The following is a 25,238-nucleotide window of genomic DNA, read 5'->3' as shown; positions in this document are numbered from 1 at the left end:
GTAGGATGACGTATCGTCAATACCTACTGCTTTTCTCTTTACCACAGTATTTAGTTACTGCTAACCAGATATTTCAATCGGGATATCGGCAACTTCCTTTGGGTAAGATCTCCATACTCTTTTTAGATAAGCAATGTGCTGCTCTATTATACTATCTTCGGCGTAGTTTCTTTCAGCAAAAACTTTAGCTCTTTTTACTAAAGTATTAAGGTTTTCTTCATTGGCCAGTAACTTAGATAAGGTAATTGCAATGGATTCAGGAGAGGTTACATCACACAGTTTTCCCACGTTACCAAAATCAAGTAAATATGGTACATAGCCACTCTTCTCACCACCGACAACAGCTGTTCCTATAACCATTGCCTCAAGTATTACCATTCCAAAAGACTCTTCTAACGAAGGATGTATTAAAACTTTAGCATGTGTGATTAGATTGAGTACTTCTTTAAAGGGTTTGGGTCCAATAAATTTAACACCCTTATCAAGACCATGCTTTCTTGCATACTGATGAGCCAACCCACCTTCTTCAGAATCAACTCCTACTAAATAATATTCAAGTGTAGGATCAGACTTTCTCAAAATGGAGAATGCTTTCAGGGATGTAGTAATGTTCTTTCGATTACCGAAACCCTGAGCAACCGTAATGATGTAATTTTGCTTCTCTACATTTGTAGGGACATCTGACAGCAAGCTATTCGTGTAGAAGTTATTTATAATCTCGGTTTTGGCTTGAATTCTTTTAGATAAGGATGAATAAGTATAAGCAGAGTTTGCAATCAAGTATTTTGCCTTAGCAACTACCATTTTATCCATAATCCAACGTACAGCTCTGAACATATCCATATGATATTTTAACACAACTGTAGCAACATCGTGCAGAGAGACGATTGTTGGTATTCCTGTTTTTAATGCTGCTAGTCCAAACTCATAACTCCAGAAAGAAGAAATTACATCAGAGGGGTTTTCCAGAATCAAATTTTTCAGTGCATTTATTTCATACCGAAAGAACCTTCGCCCAGGCTGCGGTCTCTGTGGTGCAATGCAGATTTTCAATTGCCCATAGTCAAAAACTACAGACTCTTCTACTTCTATAGAAGTAGTATAAATATTAACTTTAAATCCGCGGTTCAGGAGTCCGTTTACGAAATGGGAAACTAACGGAAAAGCAGCTGTATTGGGAAGTTCAGAAAATTCAAGTTGATACTCAAGAAGGCCTAGATCGACAGGCCCACATACACCTATAGTCATAAATAATCATTTAAACCATAATACGTGTATTAAACCAACAGTATTAATAATTATACAATATGTTATTGGACAATAATAACATATATATAAAAGCGATGTTTGGTACATTCACATTTCGATGATCTTACTTTCTCTCCTTCTGCATATCATCCCTTCCTTAGCTCCGTCTCATTTTGCAAATACTTAACTCCTTCACCTTACGCAGAACCTCTTTATATAGTTATATTAGTATGTATATATTAATAAATAATTAACTATATTTTTTTCAATTTAACCTTCAGATTTAATCCTCACTAACACAATAAATTGAATACAATAAATATAATCCTATTTAAAAGCACCCATAATACAAAATATCAAATATAACTTTATCAACATTAAAATAAAAATGCTTTGCGAAACTTTTTCAAAAAGTGCTATTATAATCGAATTAAGGCTATTTTAACATTATAAGCAAGTATAAATTTTTTGGGCTTTTATAATTTTATTCAGAAATTTAAAATCTCCATTAGCATTTGTAAAATTTTCTCAGCTATATTTGCAACAACTTATATATGAGCAATTTAAGCAACATCATATTATATGGAATGCTGTTTAGATTAATCAGATTTTCTTAACTAAGTGAAAGTATCAAAGATCACTTATAGAAATTCAAAATAAGGAATAGTAATATTTTTCAACTTTTAGCCAAAAAAGATGAATACACAAACCTCTTATGCAAATAAGAAGGCGGGCCAATTTTTGCTTGCTCTATTATTACTCACCGTATTAGTGAGTGTATTTTCCTCAAATTCAGTACTTGCCCAGACTTACAGTGGTCCCTTTGTGATCACCAAAGGCGGTACCTACACCGGTAACTGGGAGTCACGAGATTCAGAAGTACCGGCAGTAGAAATCAAAACCTCTGAACCAGTCACGATTGTAAATTCAAACATCCGTTCTGCCGGCTACCTGATCAAAAGCTGGGGCTACAATGTGAACGTAACTGTAAGACATACCAATGGTTACGGTCTTACCCCTACCCCTTGGCGCGACTATAAAAAAGGTCGTCGCTTCTTAACAGCCGATGTATTTAAAAATGTAGTAGTGGAGAACTGCTATATGGAACATACTGGAGGTATAGCCATTGGAGTACAATATGTAGGTAATGGGTCAGAATCTGAAACGATCAAGGTTCGCTATAACAAAGTAAAAAACATCGACGGTCGTATTTATGGCGGTCAGGAGATGGTTAACTTTGTAGGCATGAACTTCCGTGGTTCAGTACCACATGCTGAAATAGCCTGGAACCAGGTTATCAATGAACCTAACAATTCTGCAGTAGAAGATAATATTAATCTTTCTAATTCACGCGGAACATCATCTTCACCAATACGCATTCATAACAATTACATACAAGGTGCTTATCCATATCCTGCTACAAATACGCATTATTCAGGAGGCGGTATTATTGCTGACTCTTGGTACAATGACGGAATGGGTGATGCAGCTTCAGTTGCAACTGCCTATGTAAAAATCTATGACAACCAAACAGTAAATCTAGGTAACTATAACTACGCGGTTGCAGGTGGTAACAACATTGAAGTTTATAATAACCGTGCAATCAACTCAGCTCAGTACCCAGATGGTAGCTATATGCCTTACTGGACGCAGGGCATGTATGGCCATGATTACTACAACAAGGGTGCTACCTTTAATAGCACCATGCACCATAACACAATAGGTATAACTGGTCAGAATGGTGGTTGGAACAACGAGGAACTATATTTCCCGGATGGTACTGTTAGCCAGTACAGCAACTCTTTTATTACAGGCTCAATCACAAAAAGCCACGAAACTACAGAGTATAATACATGGTTACAAAAATTAAGTCGTAACGGGATTGTATTAGGACCTAATGGTTCAGCTGGTTCAACAACCACAACTACAAACCAGGCACCAACTGTTACGTTAACAACTCCAACTGCTAATGCTTCATTTGATCTTGGCAAAGCAATCTCTCTTACTGCTGATGCTAAAGATGCCGATGGAAAAGTAACTAAAGTTGAATTCTTTCAGGGTTCAACTAAAATAGGCGAATCAACAATTGCTCCTTACACTGTTTCATGGGCAAACGCAGTAGTTGGCAAGTATAACATTACAGCTAAAGCAACTGATGACAGAGGCGCTGTTACTACATCTACTGCAGTAACTATAAACGTAATCTCTACTACAGCCAGCATCACAACATCGCCTGAAACCAGTACTTCTACCACGGTGGGCACCGGCAAGATCACGCGAGAGTTCTGGAGCAACGTAACGGCAGAGAGTGTGGCCGGTATCCCGGTAAACAACACGCCTACCAGCAAGTCTGAGCTGACCCTGTTTGAATCACCTGCAAACGTAGGCAACAGCTACGGCCAGCGCATCCGCGGGTATGTGACAGCACCGGTAACAGGTAACTATACTTTCTGGATCTCGTCTGATGACCTGGCAGAACTATACCTGAGCACGTCGGAAGACCCGGCCAAGAAAGTAAAGATTGCAGCCGTAACTGCCTGGACAGGTTCTCGTGAGTGGACCAAGTACAGCAACCAAAAGTCAGTGAGCATTGCCCTGACAGCTGGCAAGCGCTACTACATCGAGGCCCTGCACCTGGAAGGAGCTGGTGATGACCACGTAGCCATCGGCTGGACTCTGCCAAACGGAACACAGGAAAGACCAATACCGGGTAAGTACCTGTCACCAATGGGTAGCACCGCGCCAACTACAACAACAACACCTATTGCCACTTCACCTACACCGGAAACTAGTACTTCTACCACGGTAGGTACCGGCAAAATCACACGTGAACTTTGGACAAATGTACAAGGCAGTAGCATATCAGTTATTCCGGTGAATAACACTCCATCAAGCAAGACAGAGCTGACATTATTTGAAGCGCCGTCAAACATAGGTGATAGCTATGGCCAGCGCATCCGCGGGTATGTAACAGCACCGGTAACAGGTAACTATACTTTCTGGATCGCTTCAGATGACTTATCTGAACTATACCTGAGCACGTCGGAAGACCCGGCTAGAAAAGTTAAGATAGCTTCTGTAGCAGGGTATACTGGCTCAAGAGAATGGACTAAGTTCAGCACGCAGAAATCAGTGAGCATTGCTCTGACAGCAGGCAAGCGCTACTACATCGAGGCTCTGCACCTGGAAATGGGCGGTGGCGATAACCTGGCCATCGGCTGGACACTACCAAACGGAACGCTGGAGAGACCGATATCAGGTAAATACTTATCACCAATGGGTAGCACGAGCACTACAATTGTTACGGAGCCAATTGCAACCGAACCGGTTATGACAACCCCTACCGGCAAGATCACGCGAGAGTTCTGGAGCAACGTGACAGCAGAGAGTGTGGCCGGTATCCCGGTAAACAACACGCCTACCAGCAAGTCTGAGCTGACCCTGTTTGAATCACCTGCAAACGTAGGCAACAGCTACGGCCAGCGCATCCGCGGGTATGTGACAGCACCGGTAACAGGTAACTATACTTTCTGGATCTCGTCTGATGACCTGGCAGAACTATACCTGAGCACGTCGGAAGACCCGGCCAAGAAAGTAAAGATTGCAGCCGTAACTGCCTGGACAGGTTCTCGTGAGTGGACCAAGTACAGCAACCAAAAGTCAGTGAGCATTGCCCTGACAGCTGGCAAGCGCTACTACATCGAGGCCCTGCACCTGGAAGGAGCTGGTGATGACCACGTAGCCATCGGCTGGACTCTGCCAAACGGAACACAGGAAAGACCAATACCGGGTAAGTACCTGTCGCCAATGGGCAGCACAGTATCACTAGCAGGAGTTACAACTACTTCTCAATCTACTACTGTAACAACAGCTGAGGAAGATGATACAGAAATAGTTTTCGAAAGTGCGACAGCTTATCCAAATCCTTTCCAGGAAATGATAACACTTGACTTCGGTAACCAACAGAATGTAAAACTGCAGAAGGTTGTTCTTGTTAATCAGCTAGGTAAAGTGGTTTATGAGCAAAAGTCTCTTGAGCTTATTAATAACAAGCTTCAGCTAAACCTTTCAGGAACAAGACTGAAGAAAGGACTTTATATCCTGAAGTATACAGATGGTCAAGGCATCAGCCATAACCTAAACCTAATGAAACAGTAACATAGTTTTATTCCATAAAAAAAAGCGGGCCAACATATTGGCCCGCTTTTTTTTATGGTTATTACTGATTAATTAACGACAAGTATTTTCCTGCTTATACTTCTTTCTGAAGAGAAAAGTGTAAGATTATAGAACCCAGGCTGAACACCACTGAACGACAGCGTCTCATTAATCACTCCTTGTGCGTTTGCCTGAATACTTTTCTCTATCACCTTTTTACCTGTAACATCAGAAAGTAGCATTGTCAGCTTTTCATTTGGTTTCAGGGAACTTACAGAAACGGAAGCTCTGCCTCCTTTGGTAGGGTTCGGATAAACATTAAACTTTCCACTGAAGTTTTCCTCCTTTCCAATACCAAGAGGATTAGTACCACAATAGCTGCCATTGCCGGAATTATATTCACCAGAAATTTCAGTAGCAGCAAGCGCCCTATCAAAAAGTTTCATCTCATCCAGGTCACCTTCAAAATGGAAACCATCTCCTAATTGCAGGTAACCTATATTTACGGCAGCCGTGCCTTCAAAACTATAATCATATACCATAGCTATCTCATCAGCCACCTGGCCATCCACATAAAGTATGTTTTTGTTAGCAGCCGCATCTCTAACAGCCGTCACAAGATGCCAATTACCATCGTTTAGTTTTGGCCCTTTGCCCCCTATAGGACCACCCAAATGGTTTATATCACGAAGCATAAATACAGCATAACCACTTGGGTCCATACCGATCCACCAGTGTAACGAAGAACTTGGATCATGACGCCCTATAATTACAGAGTTGCGATCTGCATTGGATGTTGTGCGAACCCAGAAGCTGATAGAAAACGGTGTACTTTTGCCCCAGTTAAATTTCGAAGCATCATTCAGATCCACAGCTGAAGTAGTAGAGAACTTGAGGCCTTCATGGAATTTACCTTCTACAGGTACAGGGCAATCAGTACAGTTTGCAATGGAAGCTGATGCAAAATCCTTATAGCCGTTTGCGCCGCTAGTTTCATCCATACCAAAGTAATGCGTAATACCAGGTAAACAGTTCGGTAAATCTACCTGAGCTGCGCCCCCTACTGCTATATTAACAGCATCTGATGTTTGGAAATGAACGCCATCTTCGGTAGCCTTAGCAGTTATATTGTATGTACCAGCTACAGCCCCATTCCATACTGCACTAAACGGCGCAGCTCCTGATTCAGCAATCTGTGTGTCACCTGCATAATATAATACTTTACTCCACGGACGATTAGGATTTGCAAACTGCACAGATAAACTGATAGGCTTACCAATTTCATAACTGGCGTTTTTAACAGGAGATGTGATACTAACTGGCTTTAAAATCCCGCCGCTGCAATCAGGGTAAACATCTACATAATCAGTTGCTGACAACCCTCCGGCATCGGTCACTTTTAAAGTAAATCTATAAAAATAGTCTTCTCCGTCGCAACCTATAGGAGTAATGGTTGCCGTTGTTTCTGGACGTGTATCTATAGGTTCTGGGTGAGTGTGCGCATTATGGTGCAAAGTTGTTTGCCACTCATATGTTAGCTGATTCGCAGCATGTTCATTATCTGAAACATTTGCTCTTAAATTGTAAGTTACCTGCGCTACTCCCAATGAATAAAGGGTACCCTCTGCAGGACTTGTGATATTCACTACAGGTGGCGTATTGTTTAAAATTATATTCAAGGTAGATGTTGAGCTATTACCAGCCGGATCTGTTACCTTCAAAACTACCTTGTAGGTTTTGATAGTAGTTGAAGTGAATGTATGGGTTGGATTCGCAGAAGTAACTTTGGCAGAACCATCTCCGAAATCCCATTCATAACGAAGCGCTTTACTTTCCGGGTCTGATGATTCACTTCCATTAAATGATACTGTTAGTGGACTCGTTCCACTTAGTTTATCAGCTTTCGCAATAGCAGTTGGAGGAAGATCGCCACCATAATAGGATACCTTCACTACCTTAGAGGCGTAATTAATATAGTATAGCCCTCCTGAAACCGGATTTGTAGCAAAAGCAACTACTATAGCATCGTTATTCTTGAAATTTCGAACAGATTTAGGAGCGTTTGTTGCATCAAAAGATGCATTTTTTATCCAGGCAGCACCGTAGTCACCGAAGAAGTAGGTATTCTTGTATTCGGCTGGAAAATCATTACCGGTGTACCAGACACCACCCGTGGCTGAGCTGCCATAAAATTGTGGACCTGTTACAGGAGAGTTTGCTGCACCAATTAATGCTATAGCTGCATCTTCTCCATTAAAAGTTGGTGTTCTGGATACACCCCCTTCACCATTCCCCCACTCTATTGCAGCACGAGTGTGCACAAACTTCCTGATGTTATCCGGAATCTTCTGATTCCAATCGCAGAAGTTACCGAAATATGGCTGTTCTGTGCGCTTTGGCTGCAGCAATAGTTCCTGATATGTAAAAAACTCCCTTGCACAACCATTCTTTCCATATAATGGGTTTGGAGCAGAAGTATTGAACATATCTCTGCTCATGTAGTTGATTTCCGGTTCTAAACCTTCGTATAGAGGCCATCCCAAATTTTGTCCAGGGCCGGTCACAATATTTATTTCTTCACGTGTATTCCAGCCAGTGTCGCTCGTGTAAATTACACCCGGCATGGATGCACTGCCTGTACCCGGCTTAATTGAAAAACGAAAAGGATTTCTTAAACCCAGCGTCCATACTTTTGAGGCAGCTGAGTTAGGATTAGCAGACTCGTAAAATGGATTATTAGGCAAGCCTCTACCTGTAGCAGGATCAATACGGAGTATTTTACCATTTAGTGATTCAATTTGCTGTGAACGGTAAGCCCCGATATTTTGCTTTTGTGTAATAATACCATCTGCCAGTGCTTGTTTAGCATAAGTGTCCTTTGGCCGGTGCTCAAAAGTGTCTCCCTCTATATAACCATAATCCAGACCGCCGGAAGTAGCACCATCACCTATTGCAAGCAATAAGGAGCCATCCTCACCAAATACAAGAGATCCGACGCCGTGTGATTCGTAAAGTATAGGCAAGCCAGTCTGATGGGTTTCTCCAAGCAAAACTTTTCGGCTTGCTAAGTTAACTGTGTTTTTAGTATTTCCTGTAGCTGTGAAACGGGTAACACGGCCTATGGTAGCACTTCTATAGTCATTGGCAGATGCGTTATAGTTACCAGTACCAAAATTCATCAGGTGATGACGGTCTACTACGTACAGCAGGTAGATGTACCCATTTGTTTCAAAGTTTGGGTCAATTTCGAATCCAAGTAAACCATGGTCACCCCAGTCGCCAACCTCTTCACTAATATCAATAAGTGGAGTTGGTTGCTTCTCCCCATTCTCCACTATCCATACTTTACCTGATTTCTCCCATACGTATAACCGCTTACCATCTTTGGAGAATTTCAAGCCAACAGCCATGTTCCATTCTCCTCCAATCTGCTCCTCTACAAATCCACTTGGCAAGCCAACAGATGATAATTGCGCATATCCGGATAAATTATTACAAAAAGTAAATATTGCAAGTAAACCAGCAACAGCTAACGATTTGTATTTACCAAACATGGACTCATACTTACCATTTGCACATCGTATTTTATTGATAAAAGAAGGTTCACGCCCTGACTTGTAAAGTTCATTCATAACTACAGTTATAATTAAAATTTATATGACACTAAATGATATTTGTTAAACTTTAATAAAAGCAACATTTGAAATAAGCCATAGAGAGGCCTATAAACTTACATTACAGTAAATGCACCCAATACTTATTAAGTGCTTAGTCGACGAGCACTAACTTTCTGCTGATCGTTTTGGTATTCGAAACAATTGATATGATATAGATGCCGGCACTTAAATGCTCAGGTACATTAATTTTAAAGTTTAATATACCTTCTGAGTTTACCTGCATCTCTTCAGTGCCTATTGTCTTGCCAGTCATACTTGATAGGATGTAAACAACTCGTTCATCAGGAACCAAACTATCAACTTCAACATTTACTTCGCCACCTTGAACCGGATTAGGATAAACATAGAAAAGAGAAGAAGTTGCCCTACCAGCATGTATCGTAACAATATGAGAGTAAGTAAAGGCATTATTCATTTTAACGATCCGGAGTCTGTAGTATCCTGTTCCGTTTATAGGCTTAGCGTCTGTAAAAGTATAAGCCAATAAAGTCGTACTATTGCCTTTGGCCTCCACAGTGCCTATCTCAGTAAAGTCTACTCCATTTTCAGAGCGTTCAATTACAAAATGAGATAACTCATCTTCTGTCTGGGTTTCCCAATCTAGGATTACAGTTTTGTTCTCATATCTGCCATCAAACTTTACAAGTTCAACAATACCATCATATATAGTTTCGTAGCGTTCTTGTATCTCGGCATCAGTTAATGCTCGGCCAAAAAGTTTTACCTCATCCAGATCGCCATCAAAACGGTATTTTATTTGTTGATTTAAGTAACCAATTGTAACCGGTGACTCTGATGCAAAGGTGTTAGCATAATTAAAGCTTGCTTCTGCTACTCGCTCGCCATCAACATAAAGCCTAGTTGCATTGGCGCCACCATCTCTTACAGCTACTACCTGGTGCCATTTACCATCGTTAAGTTTCGGCCCACTTTTACCTACAAAAGTGCCCTGCCATAAAATGTCAAGTAACTGGAATCCGGCATATCCCTGTGGATCAATACCAATCCACCAGTGCATTTCCGAATCAGCAGCTTGCCTGCCTAAAAGCACTCTGTTGTTCCCAGAAGATGTAGCTGTTCGTACCCAGAGTTCCATACTAAAGCTCTCATTCGGGTTCCAGTTAAAATTGGAACTGTTACTTACATCCAGTCCTGTAGTTGTACCATTGAACCGCTGCCCTCCAGATATAACACCGGCAGTTGGCGCAGGTCTGGCTGCTTCATCACTTACAGCATCATAAGGAGTATAGAAATCTTTGTATCGCACTCCACTAACTTCATGCAACATCCAGTGATGAATTATACCAGCACTTTCACCCATCCCGTTTTTAATTGAAATATCAAATGACTGCTGTACTTCTCCGCTGCTGTTCGCAACCTTCACAGTTACTCTGAATTTCCCTGCAGTTGTAGGGTTCCAGGTAATTTCTCCTGTGGTGCTGTTAATACCCATACCCTGTGGGCTCTGAACTAAAGTATAAACTGGAGCAGGTTTCCCGATTGCCTGTACATCGTAGGTATAAGGTTGTCCTACAGTACCAAATGTTATAGGTTCTGAAGTTATAACTGGCGGAATATTTTCTGTGCCACAGTACACACTTGCGCCATTATTATAGCGAGCTCTTACTTCATTTTCTTCCAGGGCTCTGTTGTAAACCATTATTTCATCTAATGAGCCTGAAAAATGATAACCATTATCCAGTTTATGCCAGCCTATAGTTACGGGTGATGCGCTGTAAAAATTATCAGAATACTCATATCTGAAATCAGCAGCCCTGTAGCCGTCAATGTAGAGCTTGTTACGCAAGTGTGTGCCATGGCGCATTACTACTATGTGGTGCCACTTGCCATCGTTTATCTTTTTACCAACCTTCTCAATTTTAAAGCCTTTACGCTTCATATCGTACAACTCAAATACAGCATACCCTTCTGTATCCACACCTACCCACCAGCTCATCTGAGAATCGGTAGCACTTCGACCCATTATTACACGGTTTTTAGAAGCTGTTCCGGATACCTGCACCCATAGCTCAATGGTAAAACTATCGTAGTGACCCCACTCAAAGCCTGCTACATCATTAATTGTTATGGCATCGTTGGTACCATTAAATTTCTGGCCACCAGCAAATAAGCTGGATGCAGGTGCAGGGCAATCTGTACAGGTCGCTTCTATAGCCTTTATCTTATCGGTATAAGAACCGGGAGTAGTTTCATCTAAAGGAAAATAGTGAACTAGGTTTGGTGGGCATTGCGCTGAAGCCGGAATGGCAAGCAATAAGAAGAAAGCGGCAGCAATGGCAACAAAACTGCTCTTACACCCGCCTTTAATTAGCTGTGTAAAAAACGTTTTGAACTCTATATTATGTGTCAGTTTACTTACGTAAGCGTAACTGTAATTATATATCATAAGTAAGATGGCTACTTTGTAAAGGGTAACTTCTTTGTGTCGGAAGTATAACCAGCACTTCCTGTAAAGTATAAACTTAGAGTTACAGGCAAACAGGTATAATATACTCCTCTGTAGTGCCTGACATGTAGTGCATGTTTAAAGTATTCAGAATCCTATTTATTGGAAACTGCTTATATTACGGAGATTGGATTTGTTGGTTTACCTTACCGGATTAGTTCTTTAATGCACCTGAGATTCCCTACCAGGAACCAATGCTTTACTTTTAGGATAGTTTGAACTAGAAACCAGTTACAGTCGCTTATTTTCAAAGTATAGCTTTGATAACTCCTGTGGTAAAACCCAAATCTTATAATTGCTTTACGGCTGATTACCAAATAAGTACACGCGGGTTATGTGCCTGATTTGTACGTGGTTTTAACAGATATGCAAGCGTGATCTCGTTAGTCGGTTTATCAATGGTGGTGGCATCTGCAACAGGTGTTTCGTACAGGTAACTGATCTGCAGTTTGTTTAATCTCAGTCCGGATGTAACATTAAAAGCCAGATTATTCCGATAGCCGCCCCCTACCCAGAAAATATTCTGATAAGCGGCCTTTAGTTGCCCCTCTATAGTTCCTTCTGTTACTTTATCATATTGATATAGAGCGTTCAATATAATACCGACGTCTTCAGTTATTCCAGTTCTGAAACCTGTAGTGCCTATATGCTTACGGGCGTACATATCAGCTATAAATTCTTCGCCGGAGGTAACCATCTTCCCCTGCGTAACATCCTTCATGGAATACCCAACATAAAAGTTTTCTGAAGACAACGTAATACCCAGGTTCAGATCCATTTTACCAGACCTGCTGTTTTGCCCTAATACCTTGCTATACTTCGGATCATTTTCCTGGTCTACGGTTAACTTATTGCCATCTAATGCAAGCGAAGTATAGGTTATGGCCGATCCCCAGAGTAATTTATACTTGTCTGATAAACGCACGCCAGATCCGTAACTCACATTTACCTGTGTTTCGCTGTAGGGGCCGAACGATTCGCGGAGCAGTAGCAACCCGATTCCATAAAGCACTTCCTGGTCGTTTGCTGTAGTATTTAACTGGTAGCCTTTGCTTTTCTTTAAATCGTTCAGGTTAAATTCTGCGGAAGCAAATATTGTTTTGGGAGCATCCTCATACCCTGTCCACTGGTTGCGGTACAGCGTTTTAAACTGGCTGCCATCCTGCCCTGTTAGCGACGGATTATAAAATTGCCTTAGCTGCGAAAAGTTACCGACATACTTCCTGTTTTGTGCAGAAGCCGCCAGTGTAGTAAGTAAAATTAAAAGAAGTAGTATATGCTTTTTCATTGAAATCTATTTTAAGACAGTTACAACCCCTTTTTGCACCAGGTTAATATCTTTTACCTGTATGATATAAAAGTATGGCCCTTGTTGCACCTGCCCGTTACGGCCTTTACCGTCCCATCCTTTCTCCGGATCTGTGCTGTGGTATAATTGTACACCAGCCTTATCCATCACAGTAATTTCCACTTCATTAAAGAAGCGAAGCTCCGGCACGGTCCAGGTATCATTAATTCCGTCTCCATCCGGGGAGAAGGCATTTACAAGCTCAATTTTCTCCTGGTAAGCTGACTTGGTAAGTACAAAAGCCTTCTCGATGGTGTTGTTATAAGGGTCCTTGCTTAATACTCTTATGTTAAAAGTGGTAATACCAGATAAACCTCGGTTAGAATTAAGGTATAATTGGTTGTTGCTGATAGAGAAATAGCTATTCTGATCATCACCCTCACCGGTCACCAAAGTATAAGTAAAGTCAGTATCATCAGGGTCCTGGGTAGAGAATGTACCTATAGACTCTGTTGGCTCTGCATTTGGTTTAAATTGAGTAGTATTAAGGCTGAGCATAGTTGGAGGTAAGTTTGGCTGTACCTCCACTATAACCTGTCCTGTTTTGTTACTGAAATTTGTAGTGTTCGGAGCCAGTTCCAGTTTACCTGTTAACGTATACTGCGCGGGTACTTTTGCATTATAGTTTCCAGGCTGCCATGTAACAGTCAGGTAATCTTCCTGGCCGGTAGAATAAGTAACCTTTACCTTCTGGGGGAATGGCACTTTACTGAAATCCGTATTAAAAGGCACTTTTATCAATTCAGAAGTCGCTACTATTACGATGTCCTTGGTTACTTTCTGAACTTGCGCCGTTGCCCCCACACCTTTGTTGCCTACTGCATCCGTAAGGTATAAAGCTACGGTTAAGGTCCCATCATTCAGCCCTGACAGATTAAGAGACGGTATGGTAAAAGAGGCCTCAGATACTTTACCGGTACCGGTTAGCTGCTCTCCTCCATTGCTGCTGGTTATAGTATAAGTATAAGTTGCGTTAATTTCTGCACCGCTTACTGTTAAACTAATATTGCCTTGGTTTTTAATGTTAACCTGATCTGTAGCGAACGCTATAGTATAACCGGCAGGTGCAACAGCGTCATATACCTTTTTAATGGTATTAGACTGTTGATTTCCATTTTTAGCTGCATCCTGAGCTTTATCGGCTGCTATACTTACAGAAACCTCGCCCTGTGCAGTTGGCTGGATTAAGACACTATAGTTCGTATCATTTACTTTCGTAAAACCGGAAGCAGTTCCGTTAGAAACAGTTACATCATTTACCTCAAACCCGGTTACCTCTTCATTAAAATTTATAGTTACCTCAAACGCTGTATTTACAACTGCAGCAGCATCAGTATTAAGGGCAACTGTTGGCTTTGTAATATCAACTGTAACCTCCAGAACTGACGAAGCTGTATTGCTATTTCCTGCAAGGTCCATCACTTTGCCAGCAGACAGTTGCGCTGTTACTTTACCGTCTGTGGTTGGTGTTATCTTAACAGTATAGGTAGCTGCATCTATCGTTACCAGATTACTTGCATTACCGTTTGTTACAGTAAAATCTGCTAAGGCAAGCCCATAAACAGGTTCGTTAAAGCTGATTTTAATATCGAATGGTGCATTGGTTGGTGAAGCGGCAGTGGTAGTAAGTGCAACTTCCGGAGCAACCTGATCTACAGAAACGGTAAATCGCTCACTTGCAACACTGGTATTATCCATTGCATCTGATGCTGTAGCTGTAAATATCTGTTTCCCGTCGGCTAACGCAGTTGCTTCGTAGTTAAACTCCCAGTTACCAGATGCATTAGCTGCTACAGTTCCTACTTGTCCTTTCCCTTCCAATGTTATACTTACTTTAGCCCCTGCTTCGGCGCTGCCTTTAAGTTTCAGTGTATTATCAGAAGTGATCTGATCGGTGGAAGAAGAACCACGATCTTCGGAGATGGCAAGTATAACTGGTGGCGCAGGTGGTGTTGTATCCACTGTCCAGGTATACGTGGCAGGTGTATCATCAGTGTTACCAGCAGCATCAACAGCTCTCACTTTTAAAGTATGCGCTCCTTCACTTAAATTATTAAATGTAACCGGATTAGTTACGGTTGCGAAGGCTGCACCATCCAGGCCGGCCTGGTAAGTAACCCCTGTTTCGTTACTTGAATATTTAAATTCGGCTGCCTTGTTATTAGTTAAAGCCGGTGGATTGCTAACTATTATAGTTTCCGGAGCTTTCGAATCGATAGAAAAGCTTCTGACCGCACTGCTACTGCTACTATTTCCGGCAGCATCTGTGGCTTTAGCTGTAAGCTGATGTAAACCCTCTGCCATTGCAGTACCGGGTACAAAGCTCCATTTACCATCTGCTCCGGTTGTAGCAGCACCAATCTGAGAATTTCCCTCAGATACTTTTATTATAGATCCTGCTTCTGCGGTACCACTTATGGTAGGTTTATTCGAATTTAGTAAGGCATCTTCTGAGGGTGCTAAAACAACTGGTGCTGCAGGAGCCTGCGTATCTATTGTCCAGGTATAGGTAGCTGGCGTAAGATCAAAATTATTGGCTTTGTCAAAAGCTCTTACCTTAATCGTGTGTGCACCTTCTGCCAGGTTATTTAACGTGTAAGGAGATGACACATTTGTAAAGGGAGCATTATCCAGGCTTACCTGGTATACTACATCTGCTTCATTACTAGTAAAGCTAAACGTGGCTGTTTTACTGTTAGACTGCGCTGCAGGCTTAGTGGCAATGCTGGTTTCAGGTGCCTGTGTATCTGGTGCCGGGGGCTGCACATTTAATAACCTGTCTAACACAGGAAACCATACTGTTGCCATCTTATCATAGCCTGGCATTGCAGGGTGCAGCCTGTCAGCCATATCGCCCCCCGCAGGAACATAGTTATAGATAATTCCGGCGTCCCCCATGTCAACAAATTCCAGCCTGTCGCCGGCAGCAATACGCCTGTTAGCAAGAGTTTCCATCTTATTATTATAGAGCTCTATAATGTCATTTTTGGTCCCGCTGCTGCTTTTAAAGCAGTCATCGCCATTACAAAGAGACTTTATGATTTTAGCCAGCACTACAGTTACTTCTTTCCCGGAGCTCGCTTCATACTTATCAATCTCATTCAGTATAATTTCAAGCTCATTTACCGTAACCTGAGAATTATCAACTCCATTGTTATCAATATCATTAGTACCTATGTGCAGCAAAATCACATCAGGTTTAAAGACTTGCAGGTAATTGGCAGTATAGTCAAGCCCCATGTTCTTGTTATCATACCAGCGTTTATAAAATCCATTCCGGATAAGTGTTACAATGTCTTCGTTGCGGGCTCCACCCATACCTGCATGATCCAGATCACTCAGATAAGCGCTTCCGGATTGCTCACTACCAACAAAATCATAGTTATCCTTAGCAGCTGTTCCGTTCAGAAGTTTCTCCAGTTTAGCACGGTAAGAAGCCATCTGATCGGCAGGCACAGTACTGGCTCCGCCTTCGGTATTTGAATCTCCAAGTGGCATTATGCTAAATACTTTGTTCTGTGCATTGGTTGTAGCACTGGCAACAGCACTATAAGGTGAAGCATCTCCGGCGCCTACTGCTTTTACTCTGTAAAATACTTTCTGATTATAGTATAGCCCGGTATGCCGGTAGTAGTTTTCAGAAGCCCCGAATGATTTAAGAGGCGAAAAAGTAGACGCATCTCCAGTATTTGATTTTTCCAGAACATAGCCAGTGGCATTGGCTACCGGTGTCCATTTTAAAGTTATAGCTCCTACCAACGATGGTTTGGCTTCCAAAACAGGGGCATCTAAAGCAACAGTAGTAACAGAATGTACAACAAAGGCTTGAGAGGCAATTAATATAAAAGGGCTCGCATTATTCTCTCTTTGGTTTCCGGAACCATAAGCAGTAATACATGTGGCAGGTAAAATAAAAAGAAATAGTAATAGGCGATACAGCCGGCAATAGTAAGGGTGTGGCATACGCACTGTAGGTTATGTACAAATTTATCAGGCTCTTTAACGATGATTCATTCTTAAGGTTCTTATATTTTTTGTACAAGTTTTATGCTTTAAATTCAATTATTTAATCAAACAATTCTATCCTTCATAATTTATAAAACGTATAACCGACTTATTAAGGCTTAACTATATTCTCTCAGAAAAATATAGGAAGAAACAGCCAACCTTTTCGGCTACTACCTATATAATAGAGATAAAGTAAAGTACAGCACCATGTTCCAGTTGGTATCTAAGTTTTCACTTAAAGCTTAATGCCGTTAATGACCTGTTAAGTAGATCTGAACACCCTATTAACCCCTTAGTATGCTATTTAACTCTACTGAATTCTTTATCTTCTTCCCGGTAGTAGTTACCCTCTATTTCCTCACTCCCCATAATAGAAGGTGGATAATACTGTTGCTGGCCAGCTACTACTTTTATATGTCTTGGAAGCCAGCCTACTCCATTATACTTATCGCTTCAACGGTGCTGGATTACCTGACAGGTCGTACCATGAGCCGATATTCAGACGAAGAAAAGAACAAGCGTAGACCATACCTGTATATTTCCCTGTTCGCCAACCTTGCCACACTTACACTCTTTAAATATTACAACTTCTTTAATGAAAGCGCACATGGCCTGGCTCAAGGCCTAGGCATGAATTATGCAATGCCGGCTTTTGAGCTGCTGCTGCCAATGGGTATCTCATTTTATACTTTCCAGACAATGAGCTATAGTATAGATGTGTACCATGGCCGTATAAAAGCAGAGAAACATCTGGGTATTTTTGCGCTCTTTATTACCTTTTTTCCACAACTGGTAGCTGGCCCTATCGAGCGTGCTGAAAACCTGCTTGGCCAGTTACGCTCCAGCTTTGACTTTGACTATGGCCGCGTAGTGGCAGGTTTACGCCGTATGGCCTGGGGATTCTTTAAGAAAATTGTAATTGCTGATAACCTGGCCCTGCTGGTAAACCAGGTCTATAACAACCCCACCGACTACGAAGGCATCACACTGATTTTAGCTACCGTGTTCTTTGCCTTCCAGATCTACTGCGACTTCTCAGGATACTCAGACATAGCAATAGGTGCTGCTCAGGTAATGGGCTATAACCTGATGGAAAATTTCCGCAGACCTTACTTTTCTAAATCTATTGCTGAATTCTGGAGCCGCTGGCATATTTCGCTCTCCAGCTGGTTCCGCGATTATCTATATATCCCTTTAGGAGGTAACCGGGTTGTTAAATGGCGCTGGTACTATAATTTATTTATCACCTTTATGGTAAGCGGCCTTTGGCATGGCGCCAACTGGACTTTTATAGTCTGGGGTGCCTTGCATGGATTTTACCTTGTGTTTGCTCTTGTAACAGCCAAACAGCGCAATGCATTAGCACAGGCTATAGGTTTAACAAATTACCCGCTGTTATATAAATGGGTTCAGGTACTTTCTGTATTTGTGCTGGTATGTTTTTCCTGGATCTTCTTCCGGGCAAATAGCCTCTCAGATGCGCTTTATATTATAAAGTATAGCTTCGTAGGGTTAGGCAACTTCAGCCAGGTTTTTGCAGGTGTAAACCTGGATCATATTCTGTTTATGGAACAGGGCGCTAAGGTATTTGCTGTTTCAGTAATTGCTATTCTAGTAATGGAAACTGTGCACCTTATTCAGCGAAATGGCAGTGTATCCCAACTTATTTTGCAACGCCCTGCAGTCATCAGATGGAGTGTATACTATATCGCACTTATTGCGGTCTTACTCTTCGGGCAGTTTGGTAATCAGGAGTTTATTTATTTCCAATTTTAAAAGTATAAGGTTATGCAAAACAATGGCGTAAAAAGGCTGCTGGTTAAACTAACCTTGTTGTCGCTCCCCTTTATTCTCTGGCCCCTCATCGAAGCCACTATACTTCCTATAAACTTTTTCACCTTCAGGATTTGGGAAACCATTTCGGTAAACAAAATGGAAGTAATGTCCGGACCTTTTTACCCGAACCAGCATTTGGTAATGGAAGAAGAAGGTGAGTTGGCGCCGCATACCCCTTTTGCCACCAAGCGCAAAGTAGAATGGTTTACGGATGCATATGGCTACAGAAACAGAGACAGTAAATGTGATGTGCTCCTCATTGGAGATTCGAATATAACCGGAGCCAAACTATCGCAGGAAGAAACACTGGCTGAAGCACTTGAGCGACAACTAAACAAAGAAGTTTACTCTTTTGCACCTGCTACCATGAACCGCTTTCTGGCTACAGAACGATTTGTTCAGGATCCACCTGAGCTGGTAATTTTATCCAGTATTGAGCGACGCATACCCGGGTTGCCTGCAGTTGGAGCCAATGGTTTAGGCTCGAAAATCAGAAATTATACGGGCGACCTCATCAACTCTTCTTACCTGCTGACCAAGCTTTTTATAACAGCCGACCGTATCTCTAAACTTGGGTTATACCACCGGGCATTGGCAAGTATAGAACGTTCTTTTGGCAGGAAGGAATATATCTCGTTTAACAACGAATATTTTATTGAAGGAGAGATTGCTAACCGCCATTATACTGATCAGGAAATTTTAGATATGGCAAATATTTTAGAAGGGTATAAAGCTGTGCTTCAGGAACGGGGTATAAAATTTATATTCATGCCTATACCAAACAAAGAAAATATCTATTACCAGATGTTGCCCTCTAAAAAGAAGCCGGATTTTTTACCCAGACTGATGGCTGAATTACGTAGACGCAATATTGATGTGGTGGATACACAAACAAATTTTGAAAAACTACACCAGCAGGACAATATCGCCTTGTATCCGACAGATGATGCCCATTGGAATAACATAGCAGTAGAAGTTGCCGCTGATTTAGTAGCACAGCAACTGCAACAGAATAAAACTGAAAAAGATAATGTAAGTCGGTTTGCGAATTACACAAAGTAACTAATTATTGCTAAGGCTGCCTTTTATATAAATAGCAGTTGGAACCTAAGGAACAGAGTCATGAAAATAAAGGCCTATTACGAGAAGGGTAATAAACGGGTAAAGAAAGTAATGGGACGTATAATCCCATATAATACACGCTACAGGCCCTCTGACGTCTGCAGGATTAACACTGACGACTTAACTACAGTTAACCAAAAGGAAATAAAAGTACATAGTATATATCCAAGGTATGAAACTCAACTGGATATTACAGAGGAACTGTATCAGGCCTGCTCAGATTACTGGAAGCCAAAGCGCCATGTAATTACAGACTATTTAGTTATTGAAGCTCCCAACGGAAGAATCTATACCGATAACGAAAGTAGTGTGGCAGTTGTAACGCAATACAACAGGCTTATTGAGCACGTTTCGTTAAGCCTGGTGATGGGTAAAGTAACTGAGCCAAACTTAAACAATATTTTTGAGCAACGTTTCTTTTCATCACCCGAAAGATTTAAAGGAACTGTTTTCTCCCTTTTAACCGGTGGAGCCGGTATAAACAATATTGGGCACTGGTTTATAGATGTACTGCCTCGCCTGCATCTGTTGCGCGAAAGCGGCCTTTACGATAAAGTAGATTGGTTTCTAGTGCCTAGCACATGTTACGATTACCAGAGGGAAACACTGGAACTACTTGGTATAACTCCTGACAAGATTATTGAAAGTGATAAACACCCACATATCACTGCAGACTGCATAATAGCTTCTACGGCCCCACGCGGTAATAATACACTTATACCTAAATGGCTGTGTAATTATATCCGGTCTTCGTTTATGCCTTATGCTGACGAAGAAAACGAACTTATAACGCCTGTAGCCCCGTCGTTGTATATCAGCAGATCGGACTCTGAATTAAGAGTAGTAATCAATGAAAAGGAAGTACTGAAAGAACTAAAACCTTTCGATTTCCAGAATATCGTATCGAGCAAACTCAGCATAAAAGAAAAGATCAAGCTATTTTCTAAGGCAAAAGTAGTTGTAGGTGCCACTGGAGCAGGGCTTATAAATCTGTTTTTCTGCAAACCAGGCACTAAAGTAATCGAGATATTTAACGAAGGTTTTATCGTGGAGCCATTCTATGATATTGCCACAAAAATTGACCTTGATTATGAATACATTATCTGTCCGAATAAGCGCAGGATATTTAACCTGAACCAGGGACAGCGCGCTAATATTTTTGTTGAAACAGATAAACTTGTAGATGTACTACAGCGAATAAAGAAACAGGAAAAAGAAATAGAACAGATAAAAGTAGCTTAAAACTAAAAAGCCGGCTAGTCATAAACTAGCCGGCTTTTTAGTTAAACACTTGTTATTAGTTTTTATAAAACTCAAAGTCTGCTGAAGTTATTGCCGAAGTAGGCTTCATTTTTTTCCTGATCACATCGGTGTAAATATCCAGTAGCTGCTGATAATTTACTTCTGCTGTATACTTGTCCAGATATTCTTGTCTTGCCTCACGACCAAGCGCAGCCGCCAGTTCTTTGTTCTGGTTTAACAGCTGTACCTGTTTCACCAGCTCTGCTGCCTGCTGTGGAGTATAAAGTAAGCCGTTCTGGTTATGCTTTACCAAGTAAGCTGCACCTCCCATGTTAGTTGCTATAACCGGTGTACCTGTAGAGAAGGCTTCGATGATAGACATACCAAACATTTCCGGCCACTCCGATGGAAAAATAAGTGCTTTTGCTTTCTTTAGTTCCTCCTCTACCCTTGGGCGTTTCTGATAGCCCAAATACTCTACATTAGGATGTGTGGCAGCATGTGCTTCCACCGCTTCGCGCAAAGGCCCATCTCCTATTATTTTCAGTTTAAAAGGAAAAGCAGCGTTTGCCTTGAGCATCGTTTCTACTCCTTTTTCAGGTGATAGCCTTCCTACAAACAAGAAATAATCTTCCCGTTCTGCTGCACCTTCTCCGAGATCTGTAGTAAAGTTTGGCTTTACAACCAGCTGCTCCGGCCGTAGCCTTAACGACGAGTTCCGGAACATCTCTGTTCCGCCTTGTGTGAGCGTAATATAACGGTCTACTTTTGTTTGCCAGGTACCTAGTAGTTTATGAATACCTGTGGTTAATACAACCGATGTTGTCTGGAAGTATGAGTTCCGGTAAGCTTTATCTAAAATTGCCTGCACCGGAAATGTTTTATGGATGTTCTCCAGATGTAACCGATCATTGTAATGCAGGTAAGCACTTGGGCATAGCAATCTATAGTTATGCAAGGTCATTACTACCGGTACGTGGTGTTTTTGTGCAACATAAAATACGGCTGGAGATATCAGCGGGAAGAAGTTGTGCACATGAATGATATCCGGCTTGTAGGTCAGTATCTTTTCTTCTACTATCCTTGCGCTTTTACTATTATAAATTACACCAAGGGCTGCTTCCAGTTTCTCAGTAACCGAGTTTACATCATTATTGGTAAGCGTCAGTTTTTCAACTATGTGGCCGTGGCTCTCGAGTAAAGCTGCTTCTGCAAAAAAAACAGTATCTTCGCCTGCAGATTGCTTGTAATGGTTATGTACAAGTAAAATTCTCATTCAAGTATAAGGGTAGTTTAGGTTAAGCGCTTAATGGCTTTTTTCAGATCTTCGGGGGTTCCAATATCCAAGCAGTTGCCTTCGTGAAAGCATACGGATTGCACTATCATTCCGTTCCCGATTGCAACCTGTATTACGGATCCCATCGGTAATTCTTTTAGCTCCCCAAGTATAAATTCCGGCTCTACTTGCTGTAGATACTGATGCATGTACTCCGTAAACGCCGGGGACCAAACGGCAATGCACCATGCATGTTTCAGGTCAGAACTTTCAGGTTTGGGAAGTATATTTTTTACATTGCCGGTTTCGTCGGTTTCCACCATATCCCATTTATGAGGATTGGCTATTTTAAACAGGCCTAATACCACATCTGCCTGCGTTTGCTGTTGCTTTTCAAGAAGTTTAACAAATACATTTTTGGGCTCCACAAGTATGTCCGGGAAACCAAAAACTATAGTTTTACCTTTCACGAAATTATAAGCCTGATCTACGGAGAATGGTGTACCGTAAGGCCGGTTCATCATCAGGTAAGCCAATTGCATTTTATACTTGCTGCCGTCTCCAAAGTAACTAGGTATGTCCCATTTCCCATCCCGAAGTATAACGTAAGTCTGCGCCACTCCTGCTTTGCGCATCAGCTCCAGTAAGTACTGCGATACGGCTTTCGGATACTCCTGACCAGTCGATTCATCAACCTCAAATCCTATCGGGAAGAGCTCTTTACTAAAAGCCATCCCACCTAACCTGGAACCCAGCCCTGCCGCCGGAATAATGCCAACTATATTTTGCATTAGAGATGTGCTTTAAACAGAAACATCCCGGCAAGTATCAACTCGTCGGGATGCTCTTATTGTTATAGTTCAGGAGATTTATACTTCCGTTAAGGTCTCACTTTTACCATACACGCTTTTTAGGATCTGCTCTTTTTCTGAGCTGTCTGTTGCGTTAAAGAAACGGCGCTGGATATCGCGAAGTTTATCAACCAGACGTCCTTCCGGCAGTATCACGTCATCGTAGGTCAGCACCTGATCTTTTGGTATATCATGCTTCAGCACACAGCCTTCAGCTACACCAATTGGCAGCAGGTTTTCGGCTATAGTTGTGTCAGCGTTTTCGCATAAACCATAGGTCATGTAGTGGCCAATTCCATCAACTACCTGACCTGCTTTTAAGTCAATTTTAGCGGCAGAAACTACTTCTACGGTTGGTGCACCCATTGGGGCAAGCGCAGCATCGTTAAACAACACCGCACGTGCTACTGTGGTCGGCACCTCAAAATGGCACAGGTGGTAAGGCGTGTAGAACAGGTACAACGGACCTTCGCCTAGCTTGTACAGGTTCAGGTAGTGCTGCTGAATCGGGTCGTCATGCGTGCCCAGTACAAATACGCCTGGTCCTGGCTCTGCTGCCACCACGTAATCAACTATACCCGGTCCGTTTGTCAGATCTTCCAGCGGATACAGGTTGTGTACGCAATCTTTAAGCGGAGTACCCGGCGCAACAGTTGGTCCATGCATGCCACGCTTGGCAACACGCATACCTGTTCCGTTAGCAACTATAGCCTGCTCAAACGATATCTTGCTACCATCGGCAAACGAGGTAACCATAGATGGCTGCTGTCCCCATTTCTCTGCAAAACCTTTTTGTGTAGTTGGGTTACGATACGGGTCATGTAAGCCTTTAATGTTACCGCAAAGCACCGGCTTCACGCCAAGTCCTTTCACGAAACGGTACAGGTTCATGATAACGCCCGGTTGATCGCCATCTGCGTTTGTAAATATCACTCCAGCTTTGTCAGCGTATACTTTCAGGATCGGGCCAACGGTACCATCTACTTCGGCATTCATCATGATGATGTGTTTGCCGTTCTCGATAGCGCGCATGGCTACGTTTGTACCGAACTCAACAGCTCCGGTAACTTCAATAATGGCATCAATACCTTCGGCTTTGCAAAGCAGCATAGCATCGTCGGTAATGCTATACTTGCCCAAACGGATGTTTTCTTCCAGTTTCTCAACTGAGGCTACTTCTTCTACTCCAGTTTCTACACTGGCTTCGGTGTAAGCTCTTTTTGCTTTTGAGATATCGCGGTTTGCAATGGCTACAAGCTCCATGCCCTGCACGTATTTGCAGATCTGAAGCGCGATGCCGCGGCCCATAAAGCCGGCACCAACCATGGCAACTCTGATCGGGTTATTTTCAGCCTGACGTTTGGCTAAGGCAGTATCAATTATTATCATTTTATACTTCTATTAAAGGGTTAAAGGGCGAAGAACTGCAGGCATTACACCAGCAGCTTTCCTTCTGTTTCTTTGGATACTTCTTCAAAATCAGGGTGTGCCTGGTCTTTCTCAGAGATCACAACAGGCTCGATTGGCCATTGGATGTTGAAAGCAGGATCATTCCAGCGAATGCCACGCTCAGCGCCAGGCGTATAGAATTCTGTTACATTATAAGTTACATCGGTGTTGTCTTCCAGCGTAATAAAGCCATGCGCAAAACCTTCCGGCACAAACAGCATTCTATAGTTGTCGGCGGTAAGCTCCACCCCTATCCACTGCTTGTAGGTTTCAGAATCCGGGCGCATATCAATGATCACATCGTAGATAGCACCGCGTGTGCAGCGTACCAGTTTGGTTTCCTCATTAGGGGCCAGCTGCATGTGCATACCACGTAGCGTACCCTTTTTCTTGTTATAAGATACGTTGGCCTGGCGAATGTCATTGGTCAGACCAAATTCTTCAAACTCTTTCTGGCAAAACGAACGGCCAAAGAAGCCACGCTCGTCTTCAAGTCTTTTAACATCTATTATATAAGCGCCTTTCAGCTTTGTTTCTGTAAATATCATAGGTGAGG

At 42.1% G+C, this 25,238-nt stretch carries 13 protein-coding genes; 4 read left to right on the top strand and 9 right to left on the bottom strand.

Annotated features, from left to right (window positions below; translation table 11 throughout):
- Positions 1–60: 60 nt before the first annotated feature.
- Positions 61–1,248 carry a glycosyltransferase family 4 protein gene (locus MJ612_RS02770; protein WP_187029226.1) on the bottom strand — a complete coding sequence of 396 codons (1,188 nt, stop codon included), beginning with the start codon at positions 1,246–1,248 and terminating at the stop codon, positions 61–63.
- 771 nt (positions 1,249–2,019) lie between these two features.
- Here MJ612_RS02770 and MJ612_RS02765 point away from each other — a divergent pair.
- The gene (locus tag MJ612_RS02765) at positions 2,020–5,406 is read left to right on the top strand and encodes a PA14 domain-containing protein (protein ID WP_187029224.1); all 3,387 of its coding nucleotides are present in this window, start codon (positions 2,020–2,022) and stop codon (positions 5,404–5,406) included.
- Between the two features lie 68 nt (positions 5,407–5,474).
- Here the strand turns inward: MJ612_RS02765 and MJ612_RS02760 are convergent, their stop codons facing one another.
- The 4 genes from MJ612_RS02760 to MJ612_RS02745 all read right to left on the bottom strand — a co-directional run bounded on the left by MJ612_RS02760 (position 5,475) and on the right by MJ612_RS02745 (position 16,675).
- Positions 5,475–9,038, bottom strand: coding sequence for a PQQ-dependent sugar dehydrogenase (locus MJ612_RS02760; RefSeq protein WP_187029222.1), 3,564 nt, complete (start codon positions 9,036–9,038; stop codon positions 5,475–5,477).
- 136 nt (positions 9,039–9,174) lie between these two features.
- Positions 9,175–11,490, bottom strand: coding sequence for a LamG-like jellyroll fold domain-containing protein (locus MJ612_RS02755; protein ID WP_187029220.1), 2,316 nt, complete (start codon positions 11,488–11,490; stop codon positions 9,175–9,177).
- Between the two features lie 370 nt (positions 11,491–11,860).
- Entirely contained in the window at positions 11,861–12,838 is a 978-nt protein-coding gene (locus MJ612_RS02750) for a PorP/SprF family type IX secretion system membrane protein (protein ID WP_187029218.1), read from the bottom strand.
- A 6-nt stretch (positions 12,839–12,844) separates the two neighbouring features.
- Positions 12,845–16,675 (bottom strand): Ig-like domain-containing protein, encoded by a 3,831-nt coding sequence (locus MJ612_RS02745; protein ID WP_187029216.1) that lies wholly within the window; start codon positions 16,673–16,675, stop codon positions 12,845–12,847.
- A 645-nt stretch (positions 16,676–17,320) separates the two neighbouring features.
- Here MJ612_RS02745 and MJ612_RS02740 point away from each other — a divergent pair.
- From MJ612_RS02740 to MJ612_RS02730, 3 genes are read left to right on the top strand one after another with little or no spacing between them, the layout of a single operon-like run.
- Positions 17,321–18,682 carry an MBOAT family O-acyltransferase gene (locus MJ612_RS02740; RefSeq protein ID WP_250419033.1) on the top strand — a complete coding sequence of 454 codons (1,362 nt, stop codon included), beginning with the start codon at positions 17,321–17,323 and terminating at the stop codon, positions 18,680–18,682.
- Between the two features lie 12 nt (positions 18,683–18,694).
- Entirely contained in the window at positions 18,695–19,804 is a 1,110-nt protein-coding gene (locus MJ612_RS02735; protein ID WP_187029212.1) for an alginate O-acetyltransferase AlgX-related protein, read from the top strand.
- Between the two features lie 60 nt (positions 19,805–19,864).
- Positions 19,865–21,106 carry a glycosyltransferase family 61 protein gene (locus tag MJ612_RS02730; RefSeq protein WP_187029210.1) on the top strand — a complete coding sequence of 414 codons (1,242 nt, stop codon included), beginning with the start codon at positions 19,865–19,867 and terminating at the stop codon, positions 21,104–21,106.
- Positions 21,107–21,161: 55 nt separating this feature from the next.
- On the opposite strand, the gene MJ612_RS02725 is transcribed toward MJ612_RS02730, so the two are convergent.
- The 4 genes from MJ612_RS02725 to rfbC form a co-directional block, all read right to left on the bottom strand.
- Complete coding sequence (locus MJ612_RS02725; RefSeq protein ID WP_187029208.1) at positions 21,162–22,382, bottom strand: glycosyltransferase family 4 protein; 1,221 nt, start codon at positions 22,380–22,382, stop codon at positions 21,162–21,164.
- Between the two features lie 17 nt (positions 22,383–22,399).
- Positions 22,400–23,173: a sugar phosphate nucleotidyltransferase gene (locus MJ612_RS02720; protein WP_187029206.1), complete on the bottom strand. Its 774-nt coding sequence runs from the start codon at positions 23,171–23,173 to the stop codon at positions 22,400–22,402.
- Between the two features lie 78 nt (positions 23,174–23,251).
- Complete coding sequence (locus tag MJ612_RS02715) at positions 23,252–24,622, bottom strand: NAD(P)H-dependent oxidoreductase (RefSeq protein ID WP_187029204.1); 1,371 nt, start codon at positions 24,620–24,622, stop codon at positions 23,252–23,254.
- 44 nt (positions 24,623–24,666) lie between these two features.
- Positions 24,667–25,230, bottom strand: a complete 564-nt coding sequence (gene rfbC, locus MJ612_RS02710) for a dTDP-4-dehydrorhamnose 3,5-epimerase (protein WP_187029202.1) — start codon at positions 25,228–25,230, stop codon at positions 24,667–24,669.
- Positions 25,231–25,238: the final 8 nt, after the last annotated feature.

The organism is Pontibacter deserti (assembly GCF_023630255.1).
Taxonomy (GTDB): domain Bacteria; phylum Bacteroidota; class Bacteroidia; order Cytophagales; family Hymenobacteraceae; genus Pontibacter; species Pontibacter deserti.
Note: the sequence above shows the minus strand (reverse complement) of the source record. Positions and strands in the feature narration are given on the sequence as shown.